This is a genomic window from Sulfuritortus calidifontis (genome assembly GCF_003967275.1).
Taxonomy (GTDB): Bacteria; Pseudomonadota; Gammaproteobacteria; order Burkholderiales; family Thiobacillaceae; genus Sulfuritortus; species Sulfuritortus calidifontis.
Map to the genome: position 1 here is coordinate 1,322,645 of NZ_AP018721.1, position 16,868 is coordinate 1,339,512.

Genomic DNA, 16,868 nt, shown 5'->3' on the forward strand with positions numbered 1-16,868 from the left:
GGTGAAGCCAAGCTCGAAACGCTGGAATGACGAACAAATGATTGAAGAAGGTGACGATGGGACTCTCGATTCGCGCCTACGCGCGCCACCGTGGCGTGTCGCACGTGGCCGTGAAGAAGGCCATCGACACCGGGCGCATCACGCCGCTTCCCGACGGCACCATTGATCCGCAGGCGGCCGACGCGCAGTGGGCACAAAACACGTTGCAGCCGCGCAGGGCCGCAGCAGCCGACAAGGCGCCTGCAACGAAAGTGCGTGTAGAACCGGCGACGCCACCGCCTCCTCGTGAAACGCCGGAGGTCGCTACGCCGCCGCTATCGGCGGGCGGCACCTCACTGCTGCAGGCACGCACCGTCAACGAGGTGCTCAAGGCCCAGCTCAACAAGGTGGAGCTGGCCCACCGAAAAAGGGAACTGGTCGACCGGGCGCAGGCGGTCGCGCACGTGTTCAAGCTGGCGCGCATCGAGCGCGACGCCTGGCTCAACTGGCCGGCGCGCGTGTCCGGGCAGATGGCATCCACGCTCGGCGTCGACCCGCACACGATGCACGTGGCGCTGGAGGCCGCCGTGCGTGAGCACCTGATCGAGTTGGGCGAGCTGCGCCCGCGGGTGGATTGACAATGGATGACTACGAAGGCGCCGACGAGATTGAACGCGCGTGGCGCGACGGGCTGACGCCCGATCCGCTGCTCACCGTGTCCGAATGGGCGGATCGGCACCGGATGCTCTCCAGCAAGGCCTCTGCCGAGCCAGGGCGCTGGCGTACCAGCCGCACGCCGTACCTCAAGGCCATCATGGACTGCCTGTCGCCGACCTCGCCGGTCGAGCGTGTGGTGTTCATGAAGGCCGCGCAGCTTGGCGCGACCGAGATGGGATCGAACTGGATCGGCTATGTGATCCATCACGCACCCGGGCCAATGATGGCGGTGTGGCCGACAGTGGAGATGGCCAAGCGCAACTCCAAGCAGCGGATCGATCCGCTGATCGAGGAGTCATCGGCACTGGCTGAACTGATTGCACCGGCGCGCAGTCGGGATTCCGGCAACACCATCCTGGCCAAGGAGTTTCGGGGTGGCGTGCTGGTGATGACCGGGGCCAACAGCGCGGTCGGGCTGCGCTCGATGCCGGTGCGCTACCTGTTCCTCGACGAGGTCGACGGCTATCCGCTGGACGTCGAGGGTGAAGGCGATGCGATCTCGCTGGCCGAGGCGCGCACGCGCACCTTTGCGCGGCGCAAGATCTTCATCGTCTCGACGCCGACGATTTCGGGGGCATCGGCCATTGAGCGCGAGTACGAGGCCAGCGACCAACGTCGCTACTTCGTGCCGTGTCCGCATTGCTCACACCGGCAGTGGCTGCGTTTCGAGCAGCTGCGTTGGGATAAAGGGCAACCGGAAACCGCCGCCTACATCTGCGAGTCGTGTGACACGTCTATCCCTGAGCATCACAAAACGTGGATGCTGGAGCACGGCGAGTGGCGCGCGATGGCCCCGGAGAACGGCGCCAAGACGGCGGGTTTTCACCTGTCCTCGCTGTACAGCCCGGTGGGCTGGCGTTCGTGGCGCGATATCGCCGCCGCGTGGGAAGCCGCCGTCAACAAGGAATCCGGCTCGGCCGCTGCCATCAAGACCTTCAAGAACACCGAGCTGGGCGAAACCTGGGTCGAAGAAGGTGAAGCGCCGGACTGGCAACGGCTGGTCGAGCGCCGCGAGGACTATCGCGTCGGCAGCGTGCCGCAAGGCGGTCTGTTGCTGGTGGGCGCAGCCGACGTGCAGAAGGATCGTATCGAGGCGTCGGTCTGGGCCTTTGGGCGCGGCAAGGAGTCCTGGCTCATCGAGCACCGCGTGCTGATGGGTGACACCGCCCGCGACACGGTGTGGAAGCGCCTTGCTGAATTGCTGGCCGAGACATGGACACACGCCTCCGGCGCATCGATGCCGCTGGCCCGCTTTGCACTGGATACCGGGTTTGCGACGCAGGAGGCCTACGCCTTTGTGCGGGCCTGCCGCGATTCGCGTGTGATGGCGGTCAAGGGGGTACCTCGCGGTGCAGCCTTGATCGGCACGCCGACCGCCATCGATGTCTCGCAGGGCGGCAAGAAGCTGCGCCGGGGCATCAAGGTGTACTCGGTGGCGGTCAGCATCGCCAAGCTGGAGTTCTACAACAACCTGCGCAAGAGCGCGGATGTGGCCGAGGACGGCGTGACGGTGACCTACCCGGCCGGGTTCGTCCATCTGCCCAAGATCGACGCTGAGTTCATCCAGCAACTCTGCGCGGAACAACTGATCACCCGCCGCGACCGCAACGGCTTTCCGGTGCGTGAGTGGCAAAAGATGCGTGAGCGCAATGAGGCGCTCGACTGCTACGTCTACGCCCGCGCGGCTGCATCGGCGGCGGGTCTGGATCGCTTCGAGGAACGTCACTGGCGGGAACTGGAGCGACAACTGGGGCTGGCCGGTCCGCCAGCCCTTGAAACACCTACTGAATCGATCAACGAGGCCACCCAACGCGGTGGCCTCGCTGTTTCTGGCAATCGCAACACCGGTCGGCGCGTGATCAAAAGCCGCTGGCTGTCCTGACACCTCAAGGAGAAAACATGTCCCTCGCCACTCGCATCGAAAGCCTGGTCATCCGCGTCGCGCAGGAGTTCAACGACGTCCGCGCCAAGGCGGGCAACCTGGCCAACCTCACCACCACCGACAAGTCGAATCTGGTCGCAGCCATCAACGAACTGAAGGCCGCCGTGGTGTCCTCGGTGGTGATCGACGATGCGCACGTCGCGGCCACGACCACGTACTCGTCCAACAAGATCGTCTCGCTGCTCGATGCGCTCAAGACCGAGATCTTGGGCGGTGCCGATGCCGCCTACGACACGCTGGTGGAAATCCAGCAACTGCTGCAGAACGGCACCAGTGGTCTGGATGCGCTGCTGGCCGCCGTCAACAACCGTGTGCGCTTCGATGCGGCGCAGTCGCTGACCGTGGCCGAGCAACTTCAGGCTCGCAGCAACATCGGCGCTGTCGCCGCCAGCGACGTTGGCAATACCGACACAGACTTCGTCGCGGTCTTTGTGGGTGCGCTGGTCTGATGAGCCTCGCATCGCGCATCAGTGCGTTGGCCAGTCGTGTCGGACTCGAGGTCAAGACCAAGATCGACGCAACCCACCCCGGCGTGGCCCGGGCGTGGGTGTGTTTCGGCTATGTCGGCAACCAGATCGTCGTGCGTGCATCGCACAACGTGGCCAGCGTGGCCCGGACGGCGGCGGGTCGCTACCGCGTGACCTTCGCCGTTGCCATGCCCGACGCCAACTATTGCTGGACGGCGCTTGCCCGCAGTAGCACCAACAGCGGCACGCAGCGCATTGCCATCGTGCGATCCACCTCCGACCAGAAGACCGCCCAGTACGTCGACATTAGTTGTGCGACGAGCTCGGCGTCGTTTTCTGATTCATCGGAAATCAACCTCACGGTGTACCGCTGATGGCCTACACACAAGCACACCTCGACGCACTGGAAGCGGCGCTGATCAAGGGCGAAAAGCGCGTGACCTTCGGCGACAAGACCGTCGAGTACCGCAGCGTCGAGGAACTCCAGGCCGCCATTCGCGCGGTCAAGCGCGACCTCTTCGAGCAGGCCGTGGACACCGGGCTGTGGCCTGGCGCGCCACGCCAGATCCGGGTCACCACCGGTAAAGGGTTCTGAACATGGCGTGGTATTCCAAAATCCGCAGCCTGTTCGGCCCGTCACCTGTTCACGAAGCAGCCGGACGCGGGCGGCGAGCCCTTGCGTGGATGCCTGGGAATCCGGGCGCCGTGGCCGCCATGCTGGCGACCTCCCACGAGCTGCGTGTGAAATCGCGTGACCTGGTGCGCCGCAACGCCTGGGCCAACGCCGGAATCGAAGCCTTCGTGTCCAACGCAGTCGGCACCGGCATCAAGCCGCAGTCGATGGCCAAGGACGAAACCTTCCGCGCTGACGTGCAAGCGCTGTGGCGCGACTGGACCGAGCAGGCCGACGCCAGCGGGCAGACCGATTTCTACGGCCTGCAGGCGCTGGCTGCCCGGGCGATGTGCGAAGGGGGTGAATGTCTGATCCGGTTGCGCCCCCGCCGCCCCGAGGACGGGCTGGTCGTGCCGCTGCAACTGCAGTTGCTCGAGCCCGAACACCTGCCGCTGAATCTCAACACGGAACTGCCGTCCGGCAATGTCGTGCGCTCCGGCATCGAATTCGATTCGATGGGGCGGCGGGTGGCGTATCACCTGTACCGCTCGCATCCGGAGGACGGCCGGCTTTCCCCGATGTCCGGACAAGGCGGCCAGGACACGGTGCGCGTGCCGGCGGACGAGATCATGCACCTGTACCGCGTGCTGCGCCCCGGACAGATACGGGGCGAGCCGTGGCTGGCGCGCGCCCTGGTGAAACTCAACGAACTCGACCAGTACGACGACGCCGAGCTCGTGCGCAAGAAAACCGCCGCGATGTTCGCCGGCTTCATCACGCGCCTGTCTCCCGAGGACAACCTGCTGGGTGAAGGCGTGGCCAACGATGCAGGCATCGCGCTGGCGGGAATGGAGCCCGGGACGCTGCAAATCCTGGAACCCGGCGAGGACGTGAAATTCTCCGATCCCGCCGACGTGGGTGGCAGCTACGGCGAATTTCTGCGCGCGCAGTTTCGCGCGGTCGCCGCCGCCATTGGCGTGACCTACGAGCAGCTGACCGGTGATCTTTCCGGCGTCAATTACTCCTCGATCCGCGCCGGAATGCTGGAGTTCCGCCGTCGCACCGAAGCTATTCAGCATGGCGTTCTGGTGCATCAGCTGTGTCGCCCGGTCTGGAATGCCTGGCTCGATCAAGCAGTGCTGTCCGGCAGCCTCACGGCGCCAGGCTATGCCAGACATCGGCGTGACTACATCGCCTGCAAATGGATTCCGCAGGGCTGGCAATGGGTCGATCCCGAGAAGGAATTCAAGGCGATGCTGCTGGCGATCCGCGCGGGCTTGATGTCGCGCTCGGAAGCCATCTCGGCGTTCGGCATGGATGCCGAGGACGTTGACCGCGAGATCGCCTTGGATAACCAGCGAGCCGATGAACTTGGCCTGATCTTCGACTCCGATCCGCGCCGCACCTCCAAGGATGGCGGCAGCGCCGAACCCAACTCACAGGCGACCGACAGCAATCCGTCGCCCCCCTGAAGGTTTTTCGATGACCCTGCTACCGCATATGGCGGCGCGTATCTTTGGCGCGCCGCTGCTGATTCATCGCCCGAAACTCGAGGTGATCCTCGCCGTACTGGGGCCACGCATCGGGTTGACGGATAACGGCACGCCACTTCCTTCACCTGCTACGCGCAGTCCACCCGCACCGGATGCGGGCATCGCCGTCCTGCCGATCTATGGCACGCTGGTGCGGCGAACAGTGGGGCTGGATGCCGCCTCTGGCTTGACCAGCTATCAGGACATTGCCCGTCAGCTCGACAGCGCCATCGCTGATCCGTCGGTGGCGGCCATCGTGCTCGACATCGATAGCCCGGGCGGTGAGTCCGGTGGTGTGTTCGATCTCGCCGACCGCGTGCGTGCTGCCGCGCAGATCAAACCGGTCTGGGCGCTAGCCAATGACATGGCGTACTCGGCGGCCTACGCCATCGGGTCGGCGGCGAGCCGCTTCTTTGTCACCCGCACCGGCGGCGTCGGCTCGATTGGCGTCATTGCCATGCACGCCGATCAGTCGGTGAAGGACGCCAAGGACGGCGTCCGCTACACCACCGTCTTTGCCGGAGCGCGCAAGAACGACCTCAACCCGCACGAGCCGATCTCGGACGAAGCCCACGCGTTTCTCAAGCGCGAGGTGGATCGGATCTACGGCTTGTTCGTCGACACCGTGGCCAGCCATCGCGGCCTCACCAGTGACGCGGTGCGCGCCACCGAAGCGGGCGTGTTCTTCGGGCAGGACGCCGTCGCAGTAGGACTGGCGGATGCCGTCGGCACGTTCGACGACCTGCTGGCCGAACTCACCGCCGCACTTTCACCCCCACCGGCGCTTGCAACTGCGGCGTCGGGACATCTTCACCCACCACGACTGGAGCCTTTCATGAATGAACCCGGAACCACTGCTGACCCTGGGGTTGGCGCTGATCCTGATCGCACTGATGGCGCGCACCCGCCGATGACCATCGAGGACGCGCAGGAAATCGCCGAGCTGTGTGCGCTGGCAGGCTGCCCTGAGCGCATCGCCGGTTTTCTGGCTACACGTACGTCGCCATCGGCGGTGCGTGGCCATCTGCTGGCCGCGCGCGCCACCGGGCAAGAGATCAACAGCCTGATCACACCGAGCGCAGCCACCACGGCAACGCAATCCCTCAACGACAACCCCTTGGTGCTGGCGGCCCGTGCCCGCGCCGGACAGGAGAAGTGATATGCCCGTCATCACCGAAGGCCTCAACCTGGGCGATCTTCTGAAGTACGAAGCGCCCAATCTCTACTCGCGCGATCAGGTCACCGTCGGCGCAGGCCAGAACCTGCCGTTGGGTGCGGTAGTCGGTCTGGTGACCGCCACCGGCAAGGTCAAGCAGATCGACCCCTCGGCCACCGACGGCAGTCAGTACGCCGCAGGCGTGCTGATGCAGGCCGTCGACGCCACGCTGATCGACCGTGAGGACGGGCTGATGCTGGCCCGTCACGCCATCGTCGCCGATCACGCCCTGGCGTGGCCAGCCGCCATCACCGCCGCAGAAAAGCTGGCTGCCATCGCACAGCTCAAGAGCCTCGGCATCCTCGTTCGCAAAGGAGTCTGACCATGAACAACGTTTTCGAGAATCCCGCGTTCTCGATGTCGGCGCTGACCGCCGCTATCAACATCCTGCCCAACAACTACGGGCTGATGGAGAGCATGGGGCTGTTCCCGGCCAAGCCGGTGCGCTTCCGTTCCGTGGTTGTCGAGGAGAAAAACGGCATCCTGACGCTGCTGCCGACGATGCCGGTCGGCTCGCCCGGCACTGTGGGCAAACACGGCAAGCGCAAGCTGCGCTCCTTCGCCATTCCGCACATCCCGCACGACGACGTGGTGCTGCCCGAGGAAGTGCAAGGACTGCGGGCTTTCGGTTCGGAAACCGAGCTGCAAACCGTGGCCTCGGTCATGGCCGAACACCTGCAAACGATGCGCAACAAGCACGCGATCACGCTCGAGCACCTGCGCATCGGCGCGCTCAAGGGCGTCATCCTCGACGCCGACGGTTCCGTGCTCTACGACCTGTTCGATCTGTTCGGGATCACGCCCAAGGTGATCAATTTCCAGCTGGGCAACGCCGGCACCGACGTCAAGAAGAAATGCCTGGAGCTCAAGCGCTACCTCGAGAAAAACCTCAAGGGTGAGCGCATGACCGGCGTCCACTGCCTGGTGTCCGAGGAATTCTTCGATGCGCTGACCAGCCACGAGAAGGTCGTCGCGGCTTACGAGCGCTGGCAGGACGGCGTTGCGCTGCGCTCCGATCTGCGCTCGGGCTTCACCTTCGGCGGCGTCACCTTCGAGGAATATTCGGGCGAGGCCAGCGACGGCGACGACAACGTCCGCCGCTTCATTGCCGCCGGCGAAGGCCATGCCTTCCCGCTGGGCACGGTGGATACCTTCGCCACCTACTTCGCTCCGGCTGACTTCAACGAGACGGCGAACACGCTGGGACAGCCGCTCTACGCCAAGCAGGAGCCGCGCAAGTTCGACCGGGGCACCGACATTCACACCCAGTCCAACCCGCTGCCGATGTGTCACCGGCCTGCGGTGCTGGTGAAGGTGCTGGCGTCCTGATGCTGGCCGTCGAGCTGTTCTACGAATCGGCCCGCAATGCCGGACTGCTGACCGCCGTCACGGTGGCGGGCAGCACCGTGCACTGCGCCTTCCGTGCCCCGGACGAAACCGTGCTGGATGGTTTTGCGCTGTCGCGGGACTACCAGATCGACTATCCGGCGTCCTGGCTGACGCTGGCAGCCGGGGACACCGTCGAGGTGGCAGGCAACACCTATCAGGTGCGCGATGTTCGCGCCATCGGCGACGGCTCCGAGCGTCGCGCCTCGCTCTCCCAACTCTGAGGAACACCCCATGAACTCCGTCCGCGAGCGCGTCTTGCGGGAGATCGTCACGCGCCTGGCATCTGCGATTGCCCCGACACCGGTGCTGCGCATGCCTGCCGTGCCGGTCACCCGCGAGGCCAGTCCAGCGCTGCTGCTGTTCGTTGATGGCGACAGCATCACCGCCCACGCCAACCACCTGGTCGACCGGCTGCTGATCGTCCGGCTTGCCGTGGTGGCACGCGGTGCGGACGCCTTCGACGTCGCCGACCAGGCGCTGGTCGCGGCCCACGCGGCCATGCTCGCCGACCCGAATCTGGGCGGTCTGGCCATCGCCGTGCGCGAGATCGACTGCGAATGGGAGTTCGACGACGCCGACGCCGGGGCCGTGCTGCTTCCCGCCCGCTACGAAATCCGCTACCGCACCTTGGCCTCCGACCTCACCCAAACAGGATGAATTTTTTATGCACATCGAATTGATCAAACCCCACACCCATGCAGGCAAGCGCCTCAAAGTCGGTGATCGCCTTGATCTGAATGACGCCAGCGCCCGTTGGCTGATCGACCAAGGCGTGGCCAAGGCGGTCACTGCCGCCCTTGATGCCAAACCCACCCGCCGTGATGCCACGTCCGGTGTTTCCACAACTGCAGCCACCCAAGGAGACTGAACATGGCTTACTTTTCCGGACAAGGCCGCGTCTACATCGGCGCACGCGATGCACTCGGCAACCCTGCTGGGCTGACCTTTGTTGGCAACGTGCCCGAACTGAAGGTGTCGCTGTCGGTAGACACCATCGAGCACCAGGAAGCGCAGTCGGGTCAGCGCCTGACCGACCTGCAGCTCATCAAGACCAAGAAAGGCGAGTTCGCCTGCACGCTGGAGGAACTCATCCCGGCCAACCTGGCGCTCGCGCTCTATGGCCACTCGACCACGATCACCCCCGGCACGGTGACTGGCGAACTGCTGCCCAACCCGGTCACCGCGGGCCACCTCTATCCGCTCGCACACCAGAACGTGTCCGCCGTGCAGATCCAGGACTCGGACATCACGCCCAAGACGCTCCCGGCCAGCCAGTACAGCGTCAATGCCAAGCACGGTTCACTGGTGGTGCTCGATGTCACGTCGGGCGGCCCGTACACCGAGCCGTTCACCGTCGACTACGCCTATGGCGCGGCGCAGAGCACGGCGATGTTCACCCAGCCCTTGCCCGAGCGCTGGATTCGCTTCGAGGGGCTCAACACCGCCGACGGCAACCGCGAGGTGGTGATCGACCTCTACCGCGTGGCCATCAACCCGGCCAAGGAACTCTCGATCATCACGGACGAACTCTTGAAGTTCGAGTTGTCGGGCCAGGTACTGGCGGATCTGACCAAGCCAGTCGGTGGTGATCTCGGTCAGTTCGGCCGTCTGGTGCTGCTGTGAGGGTGGAAGCCATGAGCGACTTCAATACCTTTCCGCCCACGCCCGTGGTGGTGAATCTGGCCAGCGGCACGCTGGAACTCACCCCGGTGCGTCTGGGTGAGCTGCCGCGTCTGCTGGCCATCGTGCGTCCGCTGGCCGATGCCTTGAACGCGGAACCGGACTGGCTGGCGCTGTTTGGCCAGCACGGCGAAGCTCTGCTGGAACTGCTGACGCTGACCACGCGGCGCGAGCGGGCGTGGATCAACGATCTGCCGCTGGACGATGCGGTGCAGCTGGCCGCTGCCGTGTTCGAGGTGAACGCGGATTTTTTCGTGGGCCGGGTGGTGCCGGGCATCCAGCGTTCGGCGGACAAGCTGGCCCCGCTGATCCGCAACCTTGGGACAGCGCCGTCACCCGCCTGATCCGCGCCGGTCACGGCCTGCACGCAGTGCTGGGCTACACGCTGGCGCAGGCCGTGGCCTTTCTGGATCTCGAAGGCCAACTGGAACGCCAGCGTCTGGCGCAACTCTTGGGCGTGGTCGCCGTTGCCGCCCAAGGCGAAAAACGATCCATCGAACAACTGCAACGCGATCTGCTGAAGGACTGAAACCATGCGTTTGTCGCTGACCACCGCCGGCTTGCTCGACCCGCGCCAGTTGGCTGCGTGGAGCAGCGAACGCCGCCGCGCCGTCCACACCGCCGTCACCCGGGGCATGAAAACAGGCGGCCGCGAGGTGCGGGACTCCGCCCGCGCCGAGATGCGCAGCGCCTTCGACGTCAAACGCGCGAGCTTCGTCTCCTCGATGGGCATCAAGGTATTCGACAAGAAAGCCAACGAGCTGCCTGCCTTGTGGGTGGGCAGCAAGATCCCCTGGCTGGGCCTGCACGAACAAGGCGGCAGCGTGAGCGGCAATCTGCTGATTCCGCTGCTGCCCTGTCGCATCGGTCCCAAGCGCTTCAAGGCGGTCATCGACGGCCTGATGCGCTCGGGCAATGCCTTCTTCATCGAGAAAAACGGTCGCGTGCTGCTGATGGCCGAGAACATCTCGGAGAACAGCCGCCAGCTGACCCGCTTCAAGCGTGCCGAGCGTGGTCGTACCGGGGCCAAGCAGATCAAGCGTGGCCAGGAGATACCGATTGCCGTGCTAGTCAAGCGCGTCGATCTCAAGCGCCGACTGAACCTGGCGGGCGGCGTGCAGCGCGCCTTGCCTGCACTGGCTCGGGCGATTCAACAAGAACTGGACAAAGTCTGATGGCAAGCAATCGTGCCCAAATCCTGATCAGTGCCGTCGACCAGACCAAGACCGCTTTCGACTCGATCAAGCGGGGCCTGGGTGGCCTGACCGATACCGCCAAGAGCGTCAACGGCGTGCTGGCCAACCTCGGGGTGGGCGTTTCGCTGGCGGGCATCGGGGCCATGATCAAGTCCAGCATCGATTCGGCGGATGCGCTGGACGAGATGGCGCAGCGTACCGGCATTGCCGTCGAATCGCTGTCGCTGCTGGTGCCTGCTGCCGAGTTGTCGGCGGTGTCCACCGAGAAGTTCGAAGCCGGGCTCAAGAAGCTGGCCACCGGCATGCTGGAGGCCGCGACCGGCTCGGAGGCGTCGGCACAGAACTTCGAAGCGCTGGGTGTGGCTGTCCAGAACCAGGACGGCACCCTACGCGACAGCGAACAGGTATTGCTGGATCTGGCCGACCGCTTCCAGGCCATGCCCGATGGCGCTGAGAAAGCGGCTTTGGCTGTCGATATCTTCGGCAAAGCCGGTGCGGAGATGATCCCCTTCCTGAACCAAGGGCGGGAGGGCATTGGTGCGCTGAAGCAGGAGGCGGCTGAACTCGGGTTGCAGTTGTCCGCTGACACCGCCGCACAGGCGGGCAATTTCAACGACGCGCTCGACAAGCTGAAGCTGGCCACCCAGAGCATCGGCAACCAGATCATCGCGTCCTTGCTGCCCGCCCTGAACGATATGGCCGGTGGCATGGTCGAGTCGGCCAAGCAAGGCGGCACACTGCGCGCGATCCTGGATGGCGTGGTGCTGGTGCTCAAGACCCTTGCACTGGGTGCCGCCACCGTTGGCAAGGCCTTCGTCGCCTTGGGCGAGGCCATTGGTGCCGGTGTGGCGGCGGCGGTCGAGGCGCTCAAGGGCAACACCGATGGGGCCAAGGCCATTATTGCCGACCTCAAAGGCAATCTGGTCAAACGGCTGGATGAACTGGCGTCCTTCCGTGACAGCCTGTTCGACCCCAAGCCCATCGAGGTCAAGGCACCCAAGATCCAGGCCGATCCGGAACTGCTGCAACGCCTGACCAAGCCCAAGGCCGTCAAGCCAGCGCAGGACACGACCGGCGCGCAAACCACGCTGATAAAAGCGCAGCTGGACGCCGAGTTCGCCCTGCTCAAAGACGGCCTGACCCGACAGCAAGCCGCGCTGGATGCGGCACTCGAGGATCGTCTGATCTCGGTGCGCGACTACTACACGCAGAAAACCGCCATCGAGCAGCGCGAGATCGATGCCGAGATCGCGCGCAGGCAGCAGGAACTCGCTCGCAGCCAGGCGATGGTTCGCAGCAGCACATCCGAGAACGAACGCCTGCGTGCCAAGGCCGAAGTGGCCAAGGCGGAAGCCGACCTCATCACGCTCAATAACCGGCGCACGGACATCGAGCAGGCCAATGCCCGTAAAGCAGCGCAAGCCGAGCGCGAGCTGGCCGACGCCTTGGCGCAGGCGCGTGAGGAACTGGCGCAGATCACCGGCACAGCCACCGATGCCGACCGGCAGGCGGCCATAGCGCGCAGCTACCGCGATCTGCGGGCGCGACTGGCGGCAGAGAGTGATGCTGACGGCGTGTCGCTCGTTGATCGGCTCATCAATGTGAAGGCTGCACAGGCCAATCTGGCGGCGCTCGAAGCCCAATGGCGGCAGGTCACCGAGCGTCTGCGCAATGCGCAGGAGGCCATTCAGACCCAGCAGCAGGCCGGGCTGCTCACCGAAGCCCAGGCGCGGCGGCAGATCGTGGCGCTGCAACTGCAGTCGGCGACTGAGATGGAGCGCCTGTTGCCGACCATGCAGCAAGCTGCGCAGGCCATCGGGCCGGATGCGGTGATTCGCGTGCAGGCGTGGCGCAATGAGCTGGATCGCACCAAGCTCACCGTCGATGAAATGGCCCCGCTGTGGAATCGCATCGGCGAGAGCTTTGGTGGTGCGCTCAACGGGATGATCACCGGCGCGCAGACCTGGCGCAGCGCGTTGGCCAGCATCTTCCAGCAGGTGGCCGATGCCTTCCTGCAGCAGATCGTGATCCAGCCCTTCCAGCAGTGGATCGCTATGCAGGCGCGGATGCTGGCGCTCAAGCTCGGTTTTATCCAGCAGGAGCAAACCGTCGATGCAGCAGCCAGCGCCGCCAAGGTCGCCCAAAAGAGCGCTGAAACCACTGCCGTGGTGTCAATGGATGCCGCCAAGGCCGGTGCCGGGGCAGCCGCCTCTCAGGCTTCGATCCCCATCGTTGGGCCTGGACTGGCCATTGCCGCCATGGTGGCCATGGTGGCCGCCGTGATGGCGCTGCTCGGCAACGTGAAGAAATTTGCGGCGGGCGGTCTGGTTTCAGGGCCGGGTAGCGCCACGTCGGATTCGATCCCGGCGCGTCTGTCCGCAGGTGAGTACGTGGTGCGGGCGGCCGCCGTGCGCCAAGTCGGGGTGGCCTTCCTCGATTCCATCAACGGTTTGTCGGCAGGCCCACGTTTCAAGGGGGGCGAACTGGCCTTCGCCGCGGGCGGGCTGGTGCCGGATGTGAAAGTGCCGCCCGCGCAGCCGCAGATGAATCAGGCGGTGCGCATCGTCAACGCGGTCGATCCGGGCGTCACCCACGACCACCTGCAGTCGCCTGCCGGAGAGAAAGTCATCGTCAACATCATCGGGCGCAATGCACGTGCCATCCGTGCGGCGCTGCAAGGGTAAATCTCATGGCACTTCTGTTCATCGACGGTTTCGATCACTACGACCCGCAGGCCGTGGACAGCTTTGGCGATCCGTGGCTCGCGCGTGGCAAGGCGGCGTATCTGTCCCCGCAGGCCACCCGCATCCAGGGCCGTCGCCCGTCGTCCTATGCCCTGCGTTTGCCGGAAGGCTCTGGGGGTGGCTACGTCAAGAACCTCGACGCCACCAAGACCAGCCTGATCGTCGGGGCGGCCATTCGCGTGGCGCCGTTTGAGAACACCTACATCGAGCCGCTGCTGCTTGGCGTGCGCGACAGCACGTCACAAATCAGCCATCTCGTGAAGATCGGCGAGGACGGAAGGCTCAAGCTTTATCGCCGCCAGTCGGGCTGGGATCAGTTGATTTCCACGTCCATCGCCAGCGCGCCCGCCCGTGGCTGGCACTACGTCGAGTTGCAGGTGACGCAGGGCACCAGCAACGGTGTGCTTTCGGTGCGCATCAACGGCATTCTGGCCATCCAGATGACCGCACAGAACACCATCCAGGGCGGGGGGCAACTGCTCACGGTGTTTGTCGGCGCGGTTCCGGGAGAGTCGAGTCCGTTGACCGTCGATGTGGATGATTTCTACATCGCCGACACATCGGGCACGATCAACAACACGTTTCTGGGTGATGTGCGGGTGGATGCGCTCAAAGCCCAGGCGAACGGCGCACTGAACCAATGGACGGTCGAAGCCGCAGCGTCGGCCTGGGAGGCGGTCAGCGATGACGACGAGGCCACGGCCATTCGCGCGGCCACTGCAGGGCTGCGCCAGTCCTTCGATATTGAGCCGCTGCCGGTGATGGCCACGCCCGCCATCCATGGCGTCCAGCTCACGATGCTGGCGCGCAAGACCGACGCCGGTCTGGGCAAGGTCAAAGGCCTCGTGGTCAGCGGTGCACAGAGCGCCGTCAGCACTGACGTCATCCTGCAAGAACAACTGGCCTGGCACACGGCACTCTTCGAGCGCAACCCGAACGGCAACGTGCAGTGGACGGAGGCCGCCTTCAATGCCGCTGAGTTCGGCGTGGAGTCGGCATGACCGATCGCGTCGTCGTTCAAGACCTCGCGGAGGTTTCCAGCAAACCAACGCCGGGAAGCGAACTGCCCGCCTTCCAGAGTGAAGTGCTCTCGCGCGCCAGCTTCGGGGCGAGCGCAGCCAGCTTCACGCCGGAAACAGCTGTCGCTCCGCTGCCGCCCAATCTGGCGGCCAGTTTGTTCACGGAATCCTTGGCGGGCCCCTGGCCACCCATCGATGCGCCGACATTTCTGGTCGAAGTGTTGCGCCGTGATACGGCTTCGAGCGCCATCGTCGCCACCGGTATGGATGCCTTTGGCGACCAGCCTTGGCCGGATGCGCAGCGCGGCGTGTTTGCCTTCCGTCATGATTGGATGGAGCCCCTTGTGGAACGGCTGGAGTGGCAGACCAGCGTCACACGGCTGGCCAGTGGCAACGAATCCCGTCAGGCACGCCGACGTGTACCTCGGCGCTGGCTCACCTACAAGGTGGGCAACGCCCGACAGACCGATGCCCTGGTGGCCGACTGGCTGGCCGATCATCTCGGTCAAATGGCGCTGTGGCCGCTGCCGCAGTACGCGGTGCACCTGACCGAGCCCTGCGAACGTGGCGCACTGGCGCTCAGCGTGACGGACGCTGACGGGCGACAGTTCGGGCCACTCTCGGCCAATGTGCATCTGACCTACGACGGGGTGCAGGGCTGGCAGGAAACGGAGAACAATGGCCGCTGGATTTTGATCATCGCCGCCGATGGCTGGCAGATCGCCCAACTTGAGCGTGTGGAAAGCGATCTGCTGTGGCTGACGGAGCCCTTGGCACGCGCCGCTGCCGTGGGCAGCACCATCATGCCCTTGGTGTGGGGCAAGGCCATCGATCCGGCGGATCTCACGCAGTGGGTACCCGGCATGGTCGGCGGCAACATTCCCATACAGATCCAGCCTGCGCCACTGCCCGACCAGGATGTTCTCGATGACCCATGGATCGACGAGATCCCGGTCTGGCCAGATGGCAACTGGCGTGACGATCCGACAGCCGCCGCGCAGGCCTCGATCACCCGCCAAGACTTCTCGCCTGCAGATCCGTGGGCGCGCCGGGACGATCCGTGGGCGACGACAACTTTGCAGCGGCGCTATCTGGCCAGCTCACTCGATGAAATCGAACGCTGGCGGGCGCGGTTGTGGCGCACCCAAGGCCGTCTGGAGGCCTTCTGGCTGCCAGATGGCTTGGCTCCGATCCTGTGGGTGAACGTCGAAGCCGATCCCGAAGATGGCTTCCTGCGCGTGGATGGCAAAAACATCTCCGCGCGAATCTCGGATTTTTGGCATCGCCCCGCCGCCTGCTTGATCGTGCACCCAGACGGCTATCGGCAGTACGTCCTGACGGCGACCTGCCATCTGGATCAAGGCGGTGTGCTGGTGCTGCGCTCGGGACTTGAGACTCAAGTGCCCGCAGGCAGCCGCGTCATTCGCCTCGTGCGTTGCCGCCTCGACCACGACGCCATCGACCTCTACTGGCACAGCCCGACGCTGATGGAGATCACCCTGACCGCGCGCCAGTTGCCCGAACCACGCGGCAACGACCGACAAACCTACGAGGGAGAGTAAGCACGATGAGCCAGAACCCATTGCTGGAAGTCGAGCTATACGCCTTCGCCAGCAACAGCGCGCAGTTCTATCTGACGCCGCACGAATTCGATGTTGATCTGGATGGCAACCTCTACAAGAGCCTGGCCTTGGAACGCAACGAACTGGCGTTGGGTGCTGAAGCTGCGAAGGCTGGCTTGGATCTGAAACTGCCGCCGAACTGTGATTTAGTGCGTCACCTGCTCGCCAACTCGCTGACCGGCGACACCACCTCGATCACCCTGCGCATAGGACGGCGCGACACCTGGGGCGACTACTGGTGGATCTCCGGCACGCGCTGGATGGGCCGGGTGTTGGGCGTCGAAGTTGCTGACGATGTCGCTCGCGTTCGCTGCGAGTCGGCGCAAGTCAGTCTCAAGCGTATCGGGTTGCGGCGGCTCTACAGCCGCAAGTGTTCCCACGTGCTGTATTCGGCTGCCTGTGGTGCCTCACCCATTTCTTCCAGCGCCTTCGTGAGCAACAGCAATGGCCGCAACGTTGATCTCGACGGTGGCACGCCCGGCAGCGTCAGTGGTGGCTTGGCCGGTGGCTGGCTGCAAACCCCGGAAGGTGCGCGCCACATGATCGTCAATGACTACGGTGGTGGTGTGGAGTTGCTCTATCCGGTGGCCATTGAGGTCGGCACCGAGGTGCTGCTGACGGTCGGCTGCGATCACAGCACGACCACGTGCGAGTCGCGCTTCGGCAACCTCGACAACTACGGTGGCTTTCCCGCCATCCCGAGCAAAAACCCGTTCTCGACGGGCGTGTTCTGAATCCCTGGAGAAATCGCC

General features: G+C 64.8%; 20 protein-coding genes. All 20 read left to right on the top strand.

The genetic code is table 11. The features are described from left to right. Positions 1-41: 41 nt before the first annotated feature. Genes EL388_RS07000 through EL388_RS07090 form a run of 20 tightly spaced genes read left to right on the top strand, consistent with a single transcriptional unit; the run spans position 42 to position 16,850 of the window. Complete coding sequence (locus EL388_RS07000; protein ID WP_476756000.1) at positions 42-617, top strand: hypothetical protein; 576 nt, start codon at positions 42-44, stop codon at positions 615-617. A 2-nt stretch (positions 618-619) separates the two neighbouring features. After that, positions 620-2,578, top strand: a complete 1,959-nt coding sequence (locus EL388_RS07005) for a phage terminase large subunit family protein (RefSeq protein ID WP_126461569.1) — start codon at positions 620-622, stop codon at positions 2,576-2,578. 17 nt (positions 2,579-2,595) lie between these two features. Next, complete coding sequence (locus EL388_RS07010; protein ID WP_126461572.1) at positions 2,596-3,087, top strand: hypothetical protein; 492 nt, start codon at positions 2,596-2,598, stop codon at positions 3,085-3,087. Next, complete coding sequence (locus tag EL388_RS07015) at positions 3,087-3,479, top strand: hypothetical protein (protein ID WP_126461575.1); 393 nt, start codon at positions 3,087-3,089, stop codon at positions 3,477-3,479. The genes EL388_RS07010 and EL388_RS07015 overlap by 1 nt, the downstream gene beginning before the upstream one ends. Then, positions 3,479-3,700: a phage head-tail joining protein gene (locus EL388_RS07020; protein ID WP_126461578.1), complete on the top strand. Its 222-nt coding sequence runs from the start codon at positions 3,479-3,481 to the stop codon at positions 3,698-3,700. Before EL388_RS07015 ends, EL388_RS07020 begins: the two co-directional genes overlap by 1 nt. A 2-nt stretch (positions 3,701-3,702) precedes the next feature. Continuing rightward, a complete protein-coding gene (locus EL388_RS07025; RefSeq protein ID WP_126461581.1) occupies positions 3,703-5,190 on the top strand; it encodes a phage portal protein in 1,488 nt (495 codons plus the stop codon). Between the two features lie 10 nt (positions 5,191-5,200). Next, positions 5,201-6,409: a S49 family peptidase gene (locus tag EL388_RS07030; RefSeq protein WP_062537464.1), complete on the top strand. Its 1,209-nt coding sequence runs from the start codon at positions 5,201-5,203 to the stop codon at positions 6,407-6,409. Position 6,410: 1 nt separating this feature from the next. Further along, positions 6,411-6,788: a head decoration protein gene (locus EL388_RS07035; protein ID WP_062537463.1), complete on the top strand. Its 378-nt coding sequence runs from the start codon at positions 6,411-6,413 to the stop codon at positions 6,786-6,788. A gap of 2 nt (positions 6,789-6,790) precedes the next feature. Next, entirely contained in the window at positions 6,791-7,795 is a 1,005-nt protein-coding gene (locus tag EL388_RS07040; RefSeq protein ID WP_126461584.1) for a major capsid protein, read from the top strand. Next, positions 7,795-8,076, top strand: a complete 282-nt coding sequence (locus EL388_RS07045; RefSeq protein ID WP_126461587.1) for a head-tail joining protein — start codon at positions 7,795-7,797, stop codon at positions 8,074-8,076. The genes EL388_RS07040 and EL388_RS07045 overlap by 1 nt, the downstream gene beginning before the upstream one ends. Positions 8,077-8,086: 10 nt before the next feature. Further along, positions 8,087-8,512 (top strand): hypothetical protein, encoded by a 426-nt coding sequence (locus EL388_RS07050; RefSeq protein ID WP_126461590.1) that lies wholly within the window; start codon positions 8,087-8,089, stop codon positions 8,510-8,512. A 7-nt stretch (positions 8,513-8,519) separates the two neighbouring features. Further along, positions 8,520-8,723 (top strand): DUF7210 family protein, encoded by a 204-nt coding sequence (locus tag EL388_RS07055; protein ID WP_126461593.1) that lies wholly within the window; start codon positions 8,520-8,522, stop codon positions 8,721-8,723. 2 nt (positions 8,724-8,725) lie between these two features. Then, the gene (locus EL388_RS07060) at positions 8,726-9,478 is read left to right on the top strand and encodes a phage tail tube protein (protein WP_126461596.1); all 753 of its coding nucleotides are present in this window, start codon (positions 8,726-8,728) and stop codon (positions 9,476-9,478) included. Positions 9,479-9,489: 11 nt separating this feature from the next. Then, entirely contained in the window at positions 9,490-9,879 is a 390-nt protein-coding gene (locus EL388_RS07065; RefSeq protein WP_044569892.1) for a hypothetical protein, read from the top strand. A 26-nt stretch (positions 9,880-9,905) separates the two neighbouring features. Next, entirely contained in the window at positions 9,906-10,064 is a 159-nt protein-coding gene (locus EL388_RS13835) for a hypothetical protein (protein ID WP_153305628.1), read from the top strand. 4 nt (positions 10,065-10,068) lie between these two features. Beyond that, entirely contained in the window at positions 10,069-10,710 is a 642-nt protein-coding gene (locus EL388_RS07070; RefSeq protein ID WP_126461598.1) for a DUF6441 family protein, read from the top strand. Further along, positions 10,710-13,415, top strand: a complete 2,706-nt coding sequence (locus tag EL388_RS07075) for a phage tail protein (RefSeq protein ID WP_126461600.1) — start codon at positions 10,710-10,712, stop codon at positions 13,413-13,415. Before EL388_RS07070 ends, EL388_RS07075 begins: the two co-directional genes overlap by 1 nt. Positions 13,416-13,420: 5 nt before the next feature. Then, entirely contained in the window at positions 13,421-14,476 is a 1,056-nt protein-coding gene (locus tag EL388_RS07080) for a hypothetical protein (RefSeq protein ID WP_126461602.1), read from the top strand. Further along, positions 14,473-16,056, top strand: a complete 1,584-nt coding sequence (locus EL388_RS07085; RefSeq protein WP_126461604.1) for a hypothetical protein — start codon at positions 14,473-14,475, stop codon at positions 16,054-16,056. The genes EL388_RS07080 and EL388_RS07085 overlap by 4 nt, the downstream gene beginning before the upstream one ends. Before the next feature lie 5 nt (positions 16,057-16,061). Then, entirely contained in the window at positions 16,062-16,850 is a 789-nt protein-coding gene (locus EL388_RS07090) for a DUF2163 domain-containing protein (protein WP_126461606.1), read from the top strand. The last annotated feature ends 18 nt before the right edge of the window (positions 16,851-16,868 follow it).

Excerpts from the sequence above, each read along its gene's own strand:
- EL388_RS07005 (WP_126461569.1), top strand. The coding sequence starts at position 620 with ATGGATGACTACGAAGGCGCCGACGAGATTGAACGCGCGTGGCGCGAC.
- EL388_RS07010 (WP_126461572.1), top strand. The coding sequence starts at position 2,596 with ATGTCCCTCGCCACTCGCATCGAAAGCCTGGTCATCCGCGTCGCGCAG.
- EL388_RS07015 (WP_126461575.1), top strand. The coding sequence starts at position 3,087 with ATGAGCCTCGCATCGCGCATCAGTGCGTTGGCCAGTCGTGTCGGACTC.
- EL388_RS07020 (WP_126461578.1), top strand. The coding sequence starts at position 3,479 with ATGGCCTACACACAAGCACACCTCGACGCACTGGAAGCGGCGCTGATC.
- EL388_RS07025 (WP_126461581.1), top strand. The coding sequence starts at position 3,703 with ATGGCGTGGTATTCCAAAATCCGCAGCCTGTTCGGCCCGTCACCTGTT.
- EL388_RS07030 (WP_062537464.1), top strand. The coding sequence starts at position 5,201 with ATGACCCTGCTACCGCATATGGCGGCGCGTATCTTTGGCGCGCCGCTG.
- EL388_RS07035 (WP_062537463.1), top strand. The coding sequence starts at position 6,411 with ATGCCCGTCATCACCGAAGGCCTCAACCTGGGCGATCTTCTGAAGTAC.
- EL388_RS07040 (WP_126461584.1), top strand. The coding sequence starts at position 6,791 with ATGAACAACGTTTTCGAGAATCCCGCGTTCTCGATGTCGGCGCTGACC.
- EL388_RS07045 (WP_126461587.1), top strand. The coding sequence starts at position 7,795 with ATGCTGGCCGTCGAGCTGTTCTACGAATCGGCCCGCAATGCCGGACTG.
- EL388_RS07050 (WP_126461590.1), top strand. The coding sequence starts at position 8,087 with ATGAACTCCGTCCGCGAGCGCGTCTTGCGGGAGATCGTCACGCGCCTG.
- EL388_RS07055 (WP_126461593.1), top strand. The coding sequence starts at position 8,520 with ATGCACATCGAATTGATCAAACCCCACACCCATGCAGGCAAGCGCCTC.
- EL388_RS07060 (WP_126461596.1), top strand. The coding sequence starts at position 8,726 with ATGGCTTACTTTTCCGGACAAGGCCGCGTCTACATCGGCGCACGCGAT.
- EL388_RS07065 (WP_044569892.1), top strand. The coding sequence starts at position 9,490 with ATGAGCGACTTCAATACCTTTCCGCCCACGCCCGTGGTGGTGAATCTG.
- EL388_RS07070 (WP_126461598.1), top strand. The coding sequence starts at position 10,069 with ATGCGTTTGTCGCTGACCACCGCCGGCTTGCTCGACCCGCGCCAGTTG.
- EL388_RS07075 (WP_126461600.1), top strand. The coding sequence starts at position 10,710 with ATGGCAAGCAATCGTGCCCAAATCCTGATCAGTGCCGTCGACCAGACC.
- EL388_RS07080 (WP_126461602.1), top strand. The coding sequence starts at position 13,421 with ATGGCACTTCTGTTCATCGACGGTTTCGATCACTACGACCCGCAGGCC.
- EL388_RS07085 (WP_126461604.1), top strand. The coding sequence starts at position 14,473 with ATGACCGATCGCGTCGTCGTTCAAGACCTCGCGGAGGTTTCCAGCAAA.
- EL388_RS07090 (WP_126461606.1), top strand. The coding sequence starts at position 16,062 with ATGAGCCAGAACCCATTGCTGGAAGTCGAGCTATACGCCTTCGCCAGC.